At 64.4% G+C, this 17,590-nt stretch carries 10 protein-coding genes and 1 pseudogene; 5 read left to right on the top strand and 6 right to left on the bottom strand.

Annotation, left to right across the window (positions count from 1 at the left end; translation table 11 throughout):
* Positions 1-8: 8 nt before the first annotated feature.
* Positions 9-3,569 carry a tetratricopeptide repeat protein gene (locus tag AC1A0G_RS00660; RefSeq protein ID WP_476526722.1) on the bottom strand — a complete coding sequence of 1,187 codons (3,561 nt, stop codon included), beginning with the start codon at positions 3,567-3,569 and terminating at the stop codon, positions 9-11.
* A gap of 113 nt (positions 3,570-3,682) precedes the next feature.
* Here AC1A0G_RS00660 and AC1A0G_RS00655 point away from each other — a divergent pair, with 113 nt between their 5' ends.
* From AC1A0G_RS00655 to AC1A0G_RS00645, 3 genes are all read left to right on the top strand, one after another.
* Positions 3,683-5,884 (top strand): glycosyltransferase, encoded by a 2,202-nt coding sequence (locus AC1A0G_RS00655; RefSeq protein ID WP_476526837.1) that lies wholly within the window; start codon positions 3,683-3,685, stop codon positions 5,882-5,884.
* Between the two features lie 348 nt (positions 5,885-6,232).
* Complete coding sequence (locus AC1A0G_RS00650) at positions 6,233-7,987, top strand: aryl-sulfate sulfotransferase (RefSeq protein WP_476526721.1); 1,755 nt, start codon at positions 6,233-6,235, stop codon at positions 7,985-7,987.
* Positions 7,988-8,260: 273 nt separating this feature from the next.
* Positions 8,261-9,121, top strand: a complete 861-nt coding sequence (locus tag AC1A0G_RS00645; RefSeq protein ID WP_476526720.1) for an ATP-binding cassette domain-containing protein — start codon at positions 8,261-8,263, stop codon at positions 9,119-9,121.
* A 274-nt stretch (positions 9,122-9,395) separates the two neighbouring features.
* On the opposite strand, the gene AC1A0G_RS00640 is transcribed toward AC1A0G_RS00645, so the two are convergent.
* Together AC1A0G_RS00640 and ppgK are read right to left on the bottom strand one after the other, a co-directional pair.
* Positions 9,396-10,565, bottom strand: coding sequence for a pyridoxal phosphate-dependent aminotransferase (locus AC1A0G_RS00640; protein ID WP_476526719.1), 1,170 nt, complete (start codon positions 10,563-10,565; stop codon positions 9,396-9,398).
* A gap of 178 nt (positions 10,566-10,743) precedes the next feature.
* Positions 10,744-11,508, bottom strand: a complete 765-nt coding sequence (gene ppgK, locus AC1A0G_RS00635; RefSeq protein ID WP_476526836.1) for a polyphosphate--glucose phosphotransferase — start codon at positions 11,506-11,508, stop codon at positions 10,744-10,746.
* 153 nt (positions 11,509-11,661) lie between these two features.
* Here ppgK and AC1A0G_RS00630 point away from each other — a divergent pair, with 153 nt between their 5' ends.
* Positions 11,662-12,441, top strand: coding sequence for a nitroreductase family protein (locus AC1A0G_RS00630; protein WP_476526718.1), 780 nt, complete (start codon positions 11,662-11,664; stop codon positions 12,439-12,441).
* A 466-nt stretch (positions 12,442-12,907) separates the two neighbouring features.
* Positions 12,908-13,912 carry a glycoside hydrolase family 3 N-terminal domain-containing protein gene (locus AC1A0G_RS00625; protein ID WP_476526835.1) on the top strand — a complete coding sequence of 335 codons (1,005 nt, stop codon included), beginning with the start codon at positions 12,908-12,910 and terminating at the stop codon, positions 13,910-13,912.
* Between the two features lie 22 nt (positions 13,913-13,934).
* On the opposite strand, the gene AC1A0G_RS00620 is transcribed toward AC1A0G_RS00625, so the two are convergent.
* The 3 genes and pseudogenes from AC1A0G_RS00620 to AC1A0G_RS00610 all read right to left on the bottom strand — a co-directional run.
* Positions 13,935-14,948 carry a glycosyltransferase family 2 protein gene (locus tag AC1A0G_RS00620; RefSeq protein WP_476526717.1) on the bottom strand — a complete coding sequence of 338 codons (1,014 nt, stop codon included), beginning with the start codon at positions 14,946-14,948 and terminating at the stop codon, positions 13,935-13,937.
* Between the two features lie 454 nt (positions 14,949-15,402).
* Entirely contained in the window at positions 15,403-16,329 is a 927-nt protein-coding gene (locus AC1A0G_RS00615) for a hypothetical protein (protein ID WP_476526716.1), read from the bottom strand.
* Positions 16,330-16,525: 196 nt separating this feature from the next.
* Positions 16,526-17,383 (bottom strand): annotated as a pseudogene (locus AC1A0G_RS00610) (class C sortase); the annotation flags it as partial.
* Between the last annotated feature and the right edge of the window lie 207 nt (positions 17,384-17,590).

Below are 17,590 nucleotides of genomic sequence, written 5' to 3'. Positions count from 1 at the left end.
GCCGCCGTTCACGCGTTGAGCGAGCGCAGGAACTGGGCCTGGATCACGTCCATGCCGGTGGCGTCCTCGTCGGCCATGCGTCCGCATGCCACCGACAGCGTGCGCGCGGGCACGAACATGCCCTCGTCCACGCTCACGCGCGCCGCATCACTGATGATCGTCCCGACCTCGCTGTGCGGCCAGACCGGCAGATCGTGCGCGGCAAGCACCGACTTGGCCGCCTCGACGCTGTCGGGCACGGGGATGCACTGCGAGTCGGCGCGCGCCACGAGTTCGCGCAGCTCGCCTTCCAACGCGCCGATCTGGCCGGGCGCGATATGGTCGCTCATGATGTATGCGGCCGCGGCGGTCGCGAACTGGTCGTGCATCCACTCGCAGTAGGCGAGCCGGTAGTAGGCGAACGCGGCGTCGTCACGGTCGAGCGCGACGCGCAGCGCGTTCAGGCATGCCGCCCGCGCCGAATCCCAATCCTCGAGCCGCGCGAGCTGCACGGCGAGTTTCAGATGCGACAACGGGTAGGACGGCGCGTAGGACACCATCGCGTTCAGATGCGGCAGCGCGGCCTTCGCGCCCTTGATCTGCGCGAGGATGTCGGCTATCTCCATGTGCGAGTAGAACAGGTTGTCCGGGATGAGCACGGTCTGCTCCCCCGGCGTGGCGAACAGCCGGTTGTAGACCACGCGTTCGGCGTACGAGTTGAAGTACCGCGGCACGCCGGCGTTGTTGGCGTACATGAGATCCTGTCGTTCGATTTCGGCTTCGACGATGTCGATCGCCTTCTCGATCTGGCCGGAGAACAGCAGATCGTGCGCCTTGGAGCGTTCGCGGTCCATATCGTCGCTCAGCGTGAAGCTGATGTCGGGCGTGTCCCGTCCGTCGATCAGCGCACTGGTGACCTGCGGCGCGAGTTGCGTGAGTTCGGGATCAGCGATCCGGTCGATCAGCCGCATCGCACGCTGCGCCTTCTCGACGGACGGCATATGCTCGTCGTCCGCGAGACGGTGGAATTCGGCCACGCACCGTTGCAGCAGGTCGCCACGTTGGATCGACAGTCCCGTTTCGTCCGTCGTGCCGAATACCTGTGCGACCTGCGGCGTGAACGTCGTGTCGGACAGTTCCGGCTCTTCCTGTGCGCCGAGCGGCGCGAACCGCTTGTCGCGCAGGTCGAACGTGGATTCGGTGGGCAGCAGTCCGCCGTGGTCGTCCAGCCTCATCGTCGCGTCGAAGCGGCGATAGGTGTCGATCGGATGGCGCAGCCCGTCCTCGTACAGTCGGGCCAGCAGTTCGTCGCGGTCAAACGTGACGGTGACCATCGTGCGTACGGTCGGGCTGGTGCGCAGCGCGTTCATCGGATCGGACGACTGCGCGTCATCGCCGGCGGCGTTCGCATCGTCACGGCCGGCAAGTCCGGCGAGCGGATTCGCCGCCGCATCCTGATCGTCGTCCACGGAATCGTTGCCGGGATTGTCGCCCGGCGTGCTGAACGCCACCTCGTCCAAGTCGATGCCGCGCATGAGATCCTCGAACTGGCTGTCCACGCTCGCCTGATCGGCCGGATCGGATTGGTCCGGCTGGTCCGGCTGGTCAAACTGACCGGACCGGCCGGCATCGGCGTCCGGCTGCGATCCCGCGGCCATATCGCCCTGCGCAACGGACGACGAACCGCGCTCCTCCACGCCGGGAGGCAGGGACCGCGACGGGTCGCCGTGGAAATCGCCGTCCTTCGGATCACCCTTCGCGCCGCCCAGTCCGACGTCGCCGAACTGCACCTTCTCGAACGTGCGCAACATACGGCCCATCATGTCGGAGATCGCGGAATCCTGCTCCGCGACGGCCTCCTCAAGGCCGATCGAATCGATGTGCAGCGAGACGCGACGGATATGCTCGTCCGCGCCGAACAGCAGCGCCGCCATGATCAGGCCGACGCGCAGGTTGTATGCCGCGCTCATCGCGCCGCGGGCCTTGTCGTCCAACGGCACCCACATGTGCTTGGCGTCGTCGTAGCGGCTGGTGGGCATCATCGACGGGCCGGACGTGGTGAATCCGAGCGCCGCCTCCCCCGCCTCCAGGTTGGAGCGGAATTCGACGTCGAACCGGAACGGCAGTCGCAGGCTGCGCAGCAGCGTGGACACGGTCTGCCGGTACAGCCATTCGCTCGAATGTACGTTGCGGCCGAACGGATCGGGATGCTGGCTCGCCAGACGTGCGGCGAGCGCACGGGCCTCATCCGCCACATGCAGGATGGCATGCCGGTCGTCGTATGCCTCCGCGGCATCCGCGGAACTCGCGCCGGCCCCGTCGTGCATGGCTCCCGCGGCCAGTCCGCGATCGTCGACGGCCCCGTACATAAGAGACGGGTCGGGCTGCAACACACCCAGCGCCGGGTCTTCCAGCAGCATCCAGTCGATCTGCGCGGCCTGGGCGCGCGTGACCGTGTCCTCGATGGGCGTCAGGCCGAGCCGCGCGTTGCGTTCCAGCCATGCGCTCACGTTCGCGAACCGGTTGAGGTTGCCTTCGATGCGCAGCGCCTGCAATACGGCCGGGAACTGGAGTTCCGAATCCCAGGTCAGGAAATAGCTGCCCGAGTACGGGGACGTGTACAGGTGCAGCGGTTCCGCGCCGTGCACCGCGTCGAGTCCGGTGGCCGGGTCGAGCGCGCCGGCCTCATGCATGAGATCGGCGAAATGGTCTTCGAGGCCGGATGCGCGCATGCCGTGGGCGCGTGCGTCGAGCGTGTCGCGCATGCTGCGGCGGATCGCACCGATCGGCGCCTCGCGGTTGAGCCGGCGGAAGATGTTGCCCGAGCCGAAGCCGATGAGCAGGCCGTTCATCTGCGGCAGGAAGTACGTGGCAAAGAACGCGATGGCGATCGCGTCGCGGTATTCGAGATCGTGGCGCATGGAGGCGGGCAGGTCGACGCGCATCTGCTCAAGCGTGTACCGGTTGCCGGTTTTGAGCCATGATGCCAGCCAGCTCATGCGGCCGGAATCGTCGCGGCCGACGATGCCGCCCTGCACGCATTTGAGCATGTGCGGGCCGTTATCATGCGCGGAACCAGTGGTGCCGCCGTCAGCCCCGGCACCCGTCCCCGACGCGGCCGCACGGTGACCGAATCGCGGCCCGTCCGGCAGATTCAGTTCGTTCTCCTTGCCGAACAGGAACCGGGCCTGCATGTTATAGGTGTCCATCGCGGGATCGTCGCCGGCGAACACGCGTCCCTTGTCGTCCGCGATGGCGACCTGCGAGAAATGGTCGTTGTCGCTGAACGCGCCCAACGCGAGCACGCTGCCCTGCCGTCCGGGCAGCTGCGCCCAGCCGAATCGCAGCGAATCGTCCTGCTGCAGGGTCAGGGAATCGAACACATGCCGTTTGACGAGCGGCCCGAGGACCACCGCGTGCGAGGACAGACCGTCAGGCATGTTCTTGCCCGCGTCCTTCGTATGCGTCGCGGCGAACGGCGCGAGCGGCGTCTTGCCGCCGATGACGGCACCGCCGAGCGAGCGCACCAGCCGTCCGATCGCGGCCGGCACGCCGCGGCCATGACTGTGGTGTGGTGTGCGTTGGAACATGACCCACATTCTTCCAATCCAGCCCGACATGAAGCCGATAGAATAATGACGTGCCTTCAACATTTCGTCGCCCCATCGTCCGTCCGCGCACGGTGTTCCTCGCCTGCGTGGCGATGCTGTTCATCGTCGCGCTCGAATGTTTCGCGTTCAACCTGCCGTTCTGGACGACCCTGTCCGCCAGCACCGACACATCGGCCGCGGCCAACACGATCGGCCCCGGTCTGGAACGCACCGAGGACGGCCTGCTGCGCGTCACCGACTCGACCGGCGCCTGGCTTGAAGTCAAGGCGGACGGCACGTCGCCGTACGTCCGCGTCGATCTGGCCGACGCCACGATGCGGCTGACCAAATCCAAGACGCTGGTCGATTCCGCCAAACCGGCCGTCGTGTTCCATCTGCGGCTTGACGCGCATGGCACCGCGGGGCGTACGCAATCGATGTCATTGTGGTCGCCGCGTTCGCTGTATCTCAACACCGGCGACGCGTCGGGCGTGATCCGCGCGTGGGTGCAGGAGCCGAAGGGGACGATCGTTCCGATCGACGCGATGCGTGCGAACGTTCGCGTGCCGTTCCAGTGGAGTTGGACGCGGGTGGTCGTGCTCGCCGCCGCGGTGCTGCTGTTGCTGCTGTGGCGCCCCGGTTCGCGGCTGTGGCGCACGCCGCTCGACCCGTCCGACCGCCGGCAGCGCATCGGCTTGACCGCGATGCTGCTCGCCGCCGCGATTCCGACGATGAGCAGCGTGGTCTGGCAGATCGCCACCGCCGGCCCGCTGGTGTTTCAGAACACGAACGGATACACGTACGATTACGACCAGTACGCGCATGTGGCCGACGCGCTGCTGCACGGGCGCACATGGCTTGATCTGAAGGTGCCGGCCGAGCTGGCCGCGGCCGACGCACCGCACAGCATCGTCACGCGGTCCGGGCTGATGGCCGACGGAGTCAAGCCGATCTACTGGGATTACGCGTATTTCGACGGTCATTGGTATTCGTATTTCGGCGTGGTTCCGGCGCTGCTGCTGTTCGTGCCGTATCAGGCGTTCACCGCATGGCTGGCGGACGGCGACCCGTTTGGCGCGAACGGCCGGATGCTGCCGACCGGCGCCGCCGATCTGCTGCTCATGTACGGCTTCCTCGTGTTCGCGTGTCTGATGGTCGTCCGTCTCGTGCATCGTGTCGCGCCGCGCGCGTCGGTCGCGAGCACGTCGATGGCGATGGCCCTGTTCCTCGTGTGCTCGAACGCCTGCTATCTGTGGTTCCGCACGAACTTCTATTCGGTGCCGATCGCCGCGTCGATGATGTTCACCTGCCTTGGCCTGTGGCTGTGGATGGGCGCGATCCGGCCGGCCGGCCGCGAGCGCGCGTCGGCTCACGGCAGCCGCATGCTGTGGTCGGCCGGCGGCGACACTGCTGCCCTGTCGCTGCCGCATTTGGCCGGCGGCGCGTTGTGCATCGCATTGAACTTCGGATGCCGTCCGCCGTTCTCGCTGGCCGCACTGCTGGCGATCCCGCTGTTCTGGCCGCAAATCCGCGCATTGGTCGACGGTCTGCGTCAGCGCACGGTCACGTGGCGGCACGCACTGGTCGCCCCGCTGGCGATCATCATTCCGGCGATCATCGTCGTGCTGCCACTGATGGCCTATAACAAGGCGCGGTTCGGCAGCGTGTTCGATTTCGGCAGCACGTATCAGATGACGGTCACCGACATGACGAACTTCCGTCTGCCGTCCGTCGACGTGCCGTATATGATCGCCTATTATCTGTTCCTGCCGTTGCGATTCACCGGCGTGTTCCCATATCTGTCGATCCAGCCGACGCCGTTGCCCGAATGGGGGTTCACCGAGGCGATGGTCGGCGGCCTGTTCGTCACCTGCCCGCTGGCGTTGCTCGCGTTCATGCTGCCACGGATGCGCCGGCGCGTCGCGAATCCGTATTGGATGACGTTGATGACCGCGCTGATACTCGGGCTGCTGCTCGTGGTGGTCGACATCGTCGAGGGCGGCATGGGCTGGCGGTACATGTGCGATTTCGGTTGGTTGATCGCGCTGGCCGCGATGCCCGCGATGGTGCGTCTGCTGGAGGGTGCGGACGCGTTCGACCGGCACGTGGACGAGAATCTGGAGGATTCGCCGTTCAACCGGACGCCGATCTGGCGGCGCGGCATCCGTCTGCTGATCATGCTGGTGATGGTCGCGACGATCGCGGCGACGATCCTGTCATGCTTCGTGCCGGGACGTGACGACTCGCTCGACCACAACAATCCGGGCTTCTTCTACGACATCCGCTCCTGGTTCACCCTCCTCGGCCTCGACTGACCGCTCGCATTACGCGGCTCTCTGCTCCCCCCTTGTCAGGGGGAAGCTGCGATGCAAGGCGGTTTCATGACGAATCCGACGGCCTTGCCCCTTTTCAGGAGGGGAACTGTCGTTCGGGCAAACCGACATCCTTCGTGAGGATCTCTGCTCCCCCTTGTCAGGGGGAGCTGTCAGCGAAGCTGACTGAGGGGGCGCACACTCATTGCGCCAAGCACGTCATCCAGCAAACCATCAGCAAACCACCGGCAGTTTCCCCGCAGTTCACCGGCCGTTCTCCAAGACTCGAGTCATACTAATGGACGATAGCGCATCATCCGATCATCTGTTACGAAACGAAGACCCGCCCTCATGAAGAACGCAACCCGTCCCAATCCGACCGTCAGAACCAACATCATCCGCGGCACCGCGGCCGTCGCCGCCGCTATCGTCACCATCGCACTGTGTCTGCTCACGCAGGACAACGTGAGCGCCACGATCAAACAGAACCGCATCGAACGCCTCAACGCGCAGATCGAGAACGTATACACCGCCGACTATCAGCAGATGGCCGACGAAACCCTCGCCAAGAAGCGCGACGCCGAATATCACGACGTCGACAACATCTTCGTCGCCGACAATCCGTACGGCACGAACACCACGTCCCTGTACGTCTACTTCAACTCGCGCTACGAGACCGCCGTCACATACACCGTCTCCGCCGCCGGCTACCCGGACTTCACCGCCACCGCCAACCAAGGCAAGGACTACACCACCGAACACGAGTTCCTCGTCCTCGGCCTCATCCCGGACGTGGAGAACACGATCACGTTCACGCTCACCGATTCGGGCGGCGTGAGCACCGAGTACACGATCACGCACAAGGGCGCGTCGCTGCTCGGCACCGAGGCCGTGCGCCTCGAACAGACCGATGGCAGCCTCGACACGACCGCCGCGTTCACGTCGGCGACCTCCATCACATCCACCGGCTCGTCCGCCGCCGCATCGTCCGCCGCGTCCGAGATCGCACAGCAGCTCGGCAACGGCCTGTACGCGATCCTCGGCAACGACAGCGACGAGCAGGACTTCATGTACTACTACGACGCGTACGGCGTGCTGCGCGGCGAAGTGCCGGTCAAGTACTACCGTTCGCACCGTCTGCTGTTCGACGACGACGGGCTCATGTGGTTCTCCGCGTCCACGCACACGATGGTCGGCATGAACCGGCTCGGCAAACTCGAGAAGATCTACGATCTCGGCGGCGACTTCATCCTCCACCACGATTACGCGCTCGACTCGGACGGCAACATCGTGCTGCTCGCCACTGATCTGAGCCGAGACGACCACGCCGTGCAGGATCAGGTCGTCAAACTCGACACCGATACCGGCAAGACCACGCTGCTGCTCGACTTCGGCACCATGTTCGCCGACTACAAGTCCACCACCGACCACTCCGGCATCGACGAATCCGATCCGACCGCCACGAACCGTTGGGACTGGCTGCACTGCAACACCATCCAACTGCTGCCCGACGGCTCCGCGCTGTTCTCCGCGCGCGAGACGTCCACCATCATCAAGGTGAACGACCTCGAAGGCACGCCGAGCGTCGCGTACATGATCGGCGAGCAGAGCGTATGGGACGGCACCGCATACGCCGACCTGTTCCTCACCAAAGACGGCGACTTCGGCGACACCGGCGGCCAGCATTCGATCACGTACGTGGCCGACGACTCGCTGGCGGACGGCCAGTACTACCTGTACATGTTCGACAACAACTACGGCTACGCGATGACCCGTCCCGACTACGACTGGACCGTGGTCGACGGGATCAGCACCGCCGGCTCGTCCAAGGACAAGGACTCGCGCTCGCAGTACCGCCGCTATCTGATCGACGAGAACGCGGGCACGTACACGGAGGTCGCGTCGTTCGACGTGCCGTACTCGCCGTATGTGAGCTCGGCGCAGGAACTTTCGAACGGGAACATCCTGATCGACACGGGCATGCAGGGCCTGTTCGGCACGTACACGGCCGACGGCGAGCTGCTCGCGCAGTACAGGATGGCGCTCAACACGGCGTACATCTATCGCGTGTATCAGTACGATTTCAAGGGCTTCTACTTCGCGTAACGCGCGGGGGCGCTCCCGGTCACGCTCCGCCCATCCTGTGACGTTCCCGTTCCGTTCGCACCTCTATTCGCAACATGATCTTGTTTCGTGACGCGGAGCGTGACCGGGAGCGGGCGGGGCAAACCGTTGATCCCGCAAAACCCTTATTTTCCAACGATTTGGGAACTCGACCATGACTCACGGTCCGCTCCCGGTCACGCTCCGCGTCGCGAGGAGGTCAGGACCGCTGCATCGTGTACTGCAACGGCCCTCCGCCGACTACACTTGAGTGGCATGGGACTGTTTGATTCGTTGTTTGGGGGACGCGCGGCGGCCGACCGCTCGTCGTCGGTGACGTTCGTGATGGACGGGGCCGGGCACCGTTATGAGGACGGCAACGTCGGGTTGCTGCCGACGACGCTCACGATCGGGCCGGATACGCGGCGCGTGGCGGTGATCGGACTGAACGGGTCCGGCAAGACGACGCTGCTCAAACTGCTCGACGGCGCGCTGACCGCGAGCGCGGGCACGGTGGCGGTGATGACGCATCGCGATGGTGCGCCGGCCGACGACGGTGCCTCCAGCTCGGCCGGTGACGGCGACGTGCTCAATCCGGCCGTCAAGCGCGATCTGAAGCGCATCGAGGATCTGGTCGGCCGCGTGCGGCGCGAGGAGATCCCGAACAGCTACTATCAGGCCGCCGATATTCGCGAGGCGATCGACCAACCGTTGAAGAAGCATAAGGTGCCCGAGTCGGAACGCGAGCAGATCATCGGCGACCTGTTCGCGCATTTCGATCTGACGTCGGTGGCGCGCGAGCCGGCCAGCGCGTTGGACAGCGAGAAACGGCATCTGCTGGCGATCGCGTCCGCGTTGAGCTTCTCCCCCGCCGTGATAGTGGCCGACGAGCCGACCAAGGGACTGGACGAGATTGGGTCGGCGCATGTGGCGCGCGCATTGTTCGGCTATGACAAGCAGGTCGTGTTCGCCACGCACGACATCGATCTGATCCAGCGCCCGGAATACGCGATCGACCGCACGCTTGTGCTGGATGACCACGAACTCGTCTTCGACGGCTCCCCCGCCGATGCAGCCGCCTTCTACACCGATCTCATTCGCAGCAAGTACGAAGCTGCCAAAGCGGGACGGGAGTGAGCCAACGATCCTTGACTTGTTGACAGCGGGTTGAGTTTTGACGTTCCCGTGCGTATCGAATCGGCCTTCGGCCGATGCTGTTGGCATCGCTCACGACTTCGTCGTTCGCCAGTACCCCAACCCGGCGCTGCGCGCCACCCTCCCCTACAAGGGGAGGGAAGAGGGGATTCCCTCCCCTTGTAGGGGAGGGTGCCCGGCGAAGGCCGGGCGGGTTGGGGTACTCGTGGCGCATCGTCGCCGCGCCACAATACGGCATCGCGTGGCAACGCGATACCTACCCCAACATCCCGTTGACCGTGTCGAGCACGACGCGCACGTTGCATTCGAACTCGTCCGGCTCCGGCAGCAGCGAAATCGCCAGATACCCGTTCGACGTCATGTCGAAGAAGTATCCGGGCTGGCCGGAGACGCCATGCCGGTCGATCATCGCCAGCACCAGCTCGTTCTCGTCGATCACACTCGGCACGCGCAGCAGCACGTTCCAGCCGCCTTCGGCACGCAGCACGCTCACCAGTCCCTGCTCGTCCGAATCAAGCAGCCGATGCAGCAACGCGAGATTGCCGCGCACGCGTTCGCGCACACGGTCCGTCTGCGCCGCGGCATCGTCCAGCAATGCCGGGATCTGCCGCGCGATGATATCGCTCATCGGCAGATAGTCGTCGGCGATCACGTCCAACCGTCGCTGCGCCTCGGCCACGTCCGCATCCGGGCCGGACACCTGAATCCAGCCGACCTTCGCGTGCGGGGCGGCGAGCATCTTCGAGAACCCGTCCAATGCGAACGTGAGCACTCCCGGCTCCCCAGCAAGCCGCGCGTTGCCGTCGAACGGCTCGAGCACATAGTCGTAGAACACCTCGTCGGCGATGATCGCGATGTCATGCTCGCGGCACAACGACACGATCCGTTCGCGTTCCGAAGGCTTCACGTACGAGCCGGTCGGATTGTTCGGGTTGATGAGCACCAGCGCACGAATACGTTCGCCGTTCTCGCCGTCCAACAACGATTCCAGTTCGGCGACGTCGATGTACCAGGAGCCGTCGAATCGCTGCTGGTATTCGACCGTGTCCACGCATTCGAGCCGTGCGATCGACTCGATGAGCGGGTATCCGGGCTTCGGGGCGAGCACCGCGTCGCCCGCGTCGCACAGCAGTTTGATGAGCCACGAGTAGGCTTCCGACGTGGAGCTGAGGATGTACAGGCGATCCTGGTCAACCGGCTCGCCACCGTAAGTCGCACTCAGGAACGAGGCCAGCGCCTCACGCACCGCACGCTGCCCGCGCGGGTCGGCGGTGTAGACCTCCGGCACCAACGCCGGGGCCAGACCATGCCGCGTGGGGTTGGAATCGTTGAGTTTGCCGAGCTTCACGCCGTCCCGCTTGCACCGGGCCTCGGCCGCGGCGATCGGATTGGGCGCGCTGATGTCGACTCGTGAGGAAAATCGCATGACTGTCAGTCTAGCCACGCATCACGAAAACCCGTCAATCACTCGTGGCGGAAAACGCTCACTGAGATCGCCTCGAGCGAGCGTTTTCCGCCACGAGGGAGAGCGGCATCGTCCATATGGCAGCAAAAAGGCTCCCCCACAAGGGAGGAGCCGGTAAGGATTCACGCACGAACCGTCGTCACTGCTTGGTGCTGGCGTAGTACGCGGCGCCGACGATGCCGGCCTCGTTACGCAGCTTGGCGGGCACGATCGGCGTCTTGATGTCGATGTACGGCAGGAACTTGTCGCTCTGACGGCTCACGCCGCCGCCGACCACGAACAGGTCCGGGTTGAAGTACTTCTCCATGAGGCCATAGTACTTGGTCAGGCGCTTGGCCCACTTCTTGTAGCCGAGCTCCTTCTGCTCGCGGATGCCGGAGGACGCGTACTTCTCGGCGTCGAGGTGCTTCTCGTCGAGAATGATGTGGCCGAGTTCGGTGTTCGGCACGAGCACGCCGTTCATGATGAGCGCGGTGCCGATGCCGGTGCCCAGCGTGGTCGCGATTACGAGACCGTTCTGGCCCTTGGCCGCACCGTACTGCTGCTCGGCCAAGCCCGCCGCGTCCGCGTCGTTGACGACGACGACCGGACGACCGCACGCCTCGGAGAACACTTCGGTCACGTCCACGCCGATCCACGACTGGTCGAGGTTGGCCATGAAGTCGAGCTTCTGGCCGGGCTTGATCGGGGCCGGGAACGCGATGCCGACTGGCGCGGAGGCCGGCACCTCGAAGTGGTCAAGCTGCTGGCGCACGATCGCCGCGACCGCCTGCGGGGTGGAAACCGCCGGGGTGAGGATCTTCAGACGAGGCTCGGCGAATTCGCCCTTCTCGAGATCGACCGGAGCCGCCTTGATGCCGGAACCGCCGATGTCCACGCCGAAAGCCTGCGCTGTCTCAATCATCATTGACCTCTCTTTCCGTGACTTTTCCGTGAAAACGGAACAACGATATCGAACCGGTATGGGCATTGTATAACGCGCGCCGGCCGACACGCGTCATTGAGTCCACGGCCGAATCGATTCAAACCGTGGACGACCGTGGAATAATCAGGATGTATGGAACATACCCAACTGATTGACGCAGTCAATATCCGCACCGCGGTGCGCGCGTACGACAAGGACCCGATCGACGACGATACGGCCCGGCAGCTGACCATGACGATCGACGCGGTGAACACGCTCGCCGAAACCAACATGCAGCTGATCCTGAACCAGCCGAAAGTGTTCGCGGCCGCGAACGAATCCGGACATCTCAAGAACGCGGCGAACTATATCGCGCTGGTCGAACCGAAGGACGATCCCGAGGCCCGCGAGCGCGCCGGTTTCTACGCCGAACGGGTCACGCTGGCGGCCACGTTGCGCGGTCTGGGCACGCTGTGGGTCGGCGGCAGCTGGGATCGCGAGGAGGCGGCGAAGCACTGCCGGATCAGGAAGAACGAGGAACTGTATCTGTGCGTGGTGGTCGGCTATCCGAAACATCACCTGTCGTATCAGGCGAAGTCGTATGACGAGCTGACCGAGTTCCAGCGTTCGCACCGGCCGACGAAGTCGTACGAGCAGTTCACGGCCGGCATGAGCGATGCCGAACGCGCGGCCGCGCCGGACTGGTTCAGGGCGGGCGTCGAGGCGGCGATGAAGGCGCCGAGCGCGATGAACCGTCAGCCGGTCACGTTCACGTACCATGCGGCGGACGATACGGTGGCGGCGCATCTGGACCCGAACGAGGATTATCGCGAGACGCTGAACGACCTGGGCATCGCGAAACTGCATTTCCAGATCGGCGCCGGTTCCGGCGAGTGGGCGTGGGGCGACGGCGGCCTGTTCATCCACAAGTGACGGCCGTCTGACGCGCCTTTCCCTGTCATTTCGACCGAGCGCAGCGAGCGGAGAAATCTTCCAAAGTCTCACCGCCTCCAACAGATCGCTCGACTCGGCTGCGTCTCGCTCGAAATGACGAAAAGACCTCAGCCTCGAGCACGTTCCGGTCACACGGTGACGCGTGTCGCCGTCGTGAGCGCCGCAAGTGGCATAATGCCGTACCGTGAGGCACTCCACCGTTCATCCATCCCATCGTTCCCGTATTCCGTTTGTTCTTCTGATCCTGCCGGTCTGCGTGGCGCTGGTGCTGGCACTGGTCGCGCACTGGTATGTCAATCGGCCGGATGCCTCCGAATCCGGCTCCCCCACGCCGTCGTCTTCCGCATCGCCATCGACCACGCCCAACGCCGACCAGCTCAACCGCAAGACCACGCCGAAACCGGCCGATCGGCCGCAGGACAAGGCGAAGCGGGCCGTCGCCGCGATGTCGTTGGAGGAACGGGTCGGCCAGCTGATCATGGCTCCTCTGTTCGCCGGGACCGATCCGTCCGCATTGCAGGATCTGATCACCAACCAGCATGTGGGATCGGTGCTGATCATCGGCAACTGGAACGACGGAGTCGAGTCCGTACGCACGGCGACCGACGCGCTGCAATCGTATGCTCCCACGAACAACCGTCTGCTGATGACGACCGATCAGGAGGGCGGATTGGTCCAGCATTTGCAGGGGCCGGGGTTCGATGCCATGCCGTCGGCGGTGGAACAGGGCGCGATGACGACGGATGCGCTGCGCACGTCAGCGGCCACGTGGGGCGCGCAGCTCAAGCAGGCCGGCATCAACGTCGATCTGGCACCGGTGCTGGGCACCGTCGTCGGCGAACGCGCGGTCAACGCCCCGATCGGCGCGTTGGATCGTGATTTCGGCTTGGACGCGGCCGGCAACGCCGCGCATGGCACCGCGTTCGTCGACGGCATGCGCGACGCCGGCGTCGAATCCAGCGTGAAGCACTACCCCGGTTTGGGTGCGGTCAGCGGCAACACCGACTTCACCGCGGAAGGCGTGCTGGATACGACCACCACGCAGGATGGTCCGGAGATGGCTGCGTTTGCGCAGACCATCCGTGATGCGAATCCGGGCATGGTGATGATGTCGCTGGCCACGTACCAGCAGCTTGACGCCTCGTCGCCGGCCGCGTTTTCATCCACGATCATCGACGGGATGCTGCGCGGCCGTGCCGGATACGACGGTGTGGTGACGTCGGATTCACTGTCCGCGACCGCGGTGAGCGGGATTGCCGCGGATCAGCTCGGCGTGCGGCTGGTGGAGGCCGGCGGCGATCTTGCCTGCATCGGTAACAGCGCCTATGTGCAGCCGATTCTTGACGGCCTGCTGGCCAAGGCCCGCGCGGACGCCGGTTTTGCGGCCAAGGTCACGCGGTCGGCGGAACGGGTCATGACGCTGAAGTACCGTATGCGTCTCGCGTCGTGACCCGACCGACCATCATAAGCGATTACTTGAGCGGCGGCATCGGCTTCCAGTTCGGATCGTGCATGAGCTTACGCGAATTCCACCAGCCCTTGGCGATCTGCACCAGGCCGGTCTTCACATGCTCGCGGTCGACCATCACCAAGCGAATGACCTCCTTCGCGGCGGTCGCGACCGTGCCGAGCGCGAACAGGAACGGGCGGAAGTCGCCGTGCGCCATGAAGTAGCGGGCCATGTAGCCGCGGTTGCGCATGATGTGGTACCGGTTCATGTCGGAGGTCGAGTTGAGCTGGCGCAGCCCCGCGATGTCCCAGTTGCCGATTTCGCGCGTGCGGCGCAGCACGACGTCGGGCACGATGATCGGATTGGTGACCTTGCTGGCGAGGTAGCCGTAGATCGTGTCGTCCCAGTAGATGAAGAAGCGCGGGTCCGGGAAACCGATCTTCTCGACGACGCGACGGCGGAACAGGCCGCCTTCGAAGCATAGCGTGTCCATGACGCGGTAGCCGGCGCGGCCGAATGCGGCGGGCGCGATCGGGTTCGGGATGCCGAGCGGCACGATGAAGTCGTACTGCCAGTAGAACGGGCCGCCGTCGAAGTCGTAGCGGCTGCCTTGGATCACGTCGTGGCGCGGCGTCCACTTGGCGAGTTTTTCGATGCCGTCGGGTTCGACGGCCACGTCGTCGTCCATCACCCAGAACCATTCGGCGCCGAGCTCGTACGCCTTCTTCACGCCGGCCGAGAAGCCGCCCGCGCCGCCGAGGTTGGCGGTCTGCGGCGCGTACACGACGCGCGTCTCGTTGCCGCTCGCGTCGGCCACGGTGGTGCCCCACTGGCGGGTGATGCGTGCGGAGAAGTCTTCGACCATGCCGCGCGTCTCGCCGGAGTGCTCGTTGTCGACGATGACGATGCGCCACGGCGCGACGGTCAGCTGCTCGATCGAATCGAACAGCTTGGTCAGCAGCTGCTGGCGCTTGTACGTGACGACCACGATCGCCAGTTTCTCGATACTCTTCTTTGCGGCATGCTTTTCGCTCATAAGTTCCATTGTATGCACACGGCTGCGTACGATCGGCGTGTTAGCTTCGAAAAGCGAGAAGGGTGCGGCTTCTACGCGCCAGCACCCTTCGCCGTTCGATAGAGGACGCAAGATCGCCCTACCGGCTCGGAACCCAACGGAATCGAACGTTCAAGTGGCCACCTCAAAGTATTCCGAAGTTGAACCGATTCCTCGCCAGCCCTTCCAGTATACGGCTCGCCGATGATTCCGACAAACCAAGTTTTACCGGTAGCATGGCTTCTTACCGCACCATGCGCGGCCGAATCTCATTGAACCGAGATTCCAAAACGCATGGGGCGATCGACCGGATCAACCGGTCCGGTCGCCGTTTTCGATAGAAGGGAGCCGCTATGGCTTCTCAAGAACCGGGCAAACCCGGACATAACTCAACCATCGCGATCGTTGCGCTGATCGTACTTGCCGGCTATGCCGATCAGGCATGGCTGACGGTTTTTCTCGGCGTGATCGTCATATACGGTCTTGTCGTTGACTGGTTGAGCCGGAAGTAACCGGGCGGTTTCGCGTGGTCTACGCCGCGCGGAACCTGTACCTCAACATATGTTATTCGTTTATCTCGGTGCCGGATTGCCGCCCGCGGCGCAGGTCGCGGATGATGAGGGCGGCTACGGTCAGGGCGATGGCGGCGAGGGCGATGATGCTGACGGCGGCGCCGGTGTTGGCGGGGGTCTTTGGCGTGGACGGGGTGGTTGGCTGAGTTGGTTCTGCGGGATTGCACGGTTCGGGCTGCGGGGTCGGGTTCGGCGGGGTGACGGTGCCGTTGTCGGAGAATTTGGGTTCGGCGGTGACTGCCAACGTTGGCGTGCCGCTGTTGGATTCGGGGACGGCGATGAGGAACGGATCGCAGCTGTAGCGTTTGTTTGGCCGATGCTGCGGCGGTGCGGGAGATCAGATAGATGCCGGGTTCGAGATCGGTGAAATATGCGCGGCCGGCGGCGTTGGTGGTGTCGCTGGCGGCATACAGCTTGTGTTTGACAGCGTATGCGTCGAGTTGCTTGGCGGCCGTGTTGAGTTCGGACGACGTGAGTTTCGCCCAGTTCCGGTCGAATGACGAGAACGACTTGAGCGTGTGGAATGCGCGGATCGTGCCGGTGTCGGCATCGAGATCGGCGGATGCGATGCGCACGATGGCATACGTGTCGCCGGCGAGCGCGGTCTGGTCCGCGGTGTCGCGATCCCATTGCGCGTCGATGGTGATGCTGCCGTAGACCGTGGCGGCCTGCGCGGTGCGCGCGGGCGCCGCGATGAGTGCGAACGTGAGCACGGACAGTGCCGTGGCGATGGCAAGGAGCACGCCGCACAGGCGCACGGCAACGCCTCGTCGCCCATCCATCTCAGCCATGTGTGGCTCTCCTTTCAATCAAGTATTTATTGTGTTCGGCGTAAAAGCTGGCGGAGCCTTGGCTCCCTCGGCTGAGGGAGCTGTCATGCATAGCATGACTGAGGGAGCGTAGAAGCCAAGGAACGTTCCATAACTTCGACGCTCCCCCAGTCAGCTTCGCTGACAGCCCCCTCAACCGAGGGAGCCAAGAAAGTTATTGTGCGCTGTGGCGCGCGATGGTATGCCGCTCGCTTCTCCACCGGTACACGCGCCATCCGATGAGCAGCACGATCAGCCCGATCGACGGCAACAGATACTGCAGCGGAATGTCGACGTGGAACGTCGGTTTCGCGTCGTCGGCCTGATCAGGCGTGTACGGGATGCGGTGCGCACGCACGAGCAGCCGGTGCGTGTTGACCGCGTACGGCGTGCACGTGATCAGCGTGACTAGGTCCTTGCCGTCTTCGATGGCGAGTTCCTTGGTGTCGGTGGGTAATACGGTGGTGATCTTGTCGACCTGGTAGGCGTAGGTGTCTTTGAGAATCTTGATGTAGAACTTGTCGCCCTTCTTCATCAGATTCAGGTCGGTGAACAGTTTCGCCGTGGGAAGCCCGCGATGCCCAGAGAGCGCCGCATGCGTGGATGCGCCGCCGACCGGCAACGAAGTCCGTTCGAGGTGGCCGACGCCGACCTGCAGCACCTCCTCGGAGGTGCCGTGGTAGATCGGCATGGTTTCCTTGAGCCGCGGGATGGTGAGGTAGCCCATCATGCCGTCGCCGTTCACGTTGAGGAGCTTCATGTACTCGATGTCCGTCGCCTCGGTGCCGACCGCGCCGGCAAGGGCGTCAGTTAGCCCGGAGCTTTCGGCCGCGAGCTGCTCGTTGTATTTGTGAGCGGCGGCGAGTATCTGCTGATACTGTTCGTCGGTCAGCGAGTCGATCTTGGAATCGTAGTTGCCGACGACGCGGGACGCGTTCTTCATGACGAGGAAGTTGCTGATCGTCGGATAGAACAGCACGAGCAGTCCCACCACGATGACGACTAACGGCATCAAGCCGCGCAACTTCTTGATCATGAATCTCCTCTTGCGTTCCTCGGCAGGAGCGGACGACCTACGACCGCGCTGTTGTTGGCGGCGCGAGGCGCCGCGGTACCCCAACCCGGCGCTTCGCGCCACCCTCCCCTGAGAGGGGAGGGAAAGGCCGAACACTTCCCTCCCCTCTCAGGGGAGGGTGCCCGGCGAAGGCCGGGCGGGTGGGGTACTCGCGGCGCTATCGCGCCG

This window comes from Bifidobacterium sp. LH_230, from assembly GCF_056357555.1.
The sequence above is the reverse complement of the archived record's forward strand: the minus strand, read 5'-3'. Positions and strand labels throughout refer to the sequence as shown.

Excerpts from the sequence above, each read along its gene's own strand:
- AC1A0G_RS00660 (WP_476526722.1), bottom strand. The coding sequence starts at position 3,569 with ATGTTCCAACGCACACCACACCACAGTCATGGCCGCGGCGTGCCGGCC.
- AC1A0G_RS00655 (WP_476526837.1), top strand. The coding sequence starts at position 3,683 with ATGCTGTTCATCGTCGCGCTCGAATGTTTCGCGTTCAACCTGCCGTTC.
- AC1A0G_RS00650 (WP_476526721.1), top strand. The coding sequence starts at position 6,233 with ATGAAGAACGCAACCCGTCCCAATCCGACCGTCAGAACCAACATCATC.
- AC1A0G_RS00645 (WP_476526720.1), top strand. The coding sequence starts at position 8,261 with ATGGGACTGTTTGATTCGTTGTTTGGGGGACGCGCGGCGGCCGACCGC.
- AC1A0G_RS00640 (WP_476526719.1), bottom strand. The coding sequence starts at position 10,565 with ATGCGATTTTCCTCACGAGTCGACATCAGCGCGCCCAATCCGATCGCC.
- ppgK (WP_476526836.1), bottom strand. The coding sequence starts at position 11,508 with ATGATTGAGACAGCGCAGGCTTTCGGCGTGGACATCGGCGGTTCCGGC.
- AC1A0G_RS00630 (WP_476526718.1), top strand. The coding sequence starts at position 11,662 with ATGGAACATACCCAACTGATTGACGCAGTCAATATCCGCACCGCGGTG.
- AC1A0G_RS00625 (WP_476526835.1), top strand. The coding sequence starts at position 12,908 with ATGTCGTTGGAGGAACGGGTCGGCCAGCTGATCATGGCTCCTCTGTTC.
- AC1A0G_RS00620 (WP_476526717.1), bottom strand. The coding sequence starts at position 14,948 with ATGAGCGAAAAGCATGCCGCAAAGAAGAGTATCGAGAAACTGGCGATC.
- AC1A0G_RS00615 (WP_476526716.1), bottom strand. The coding sequence starts at position 16,329 with ATGGCTGAGATGGATGGGCGACGAGGCGTTGCCGTGCGCCTGTGCGGC.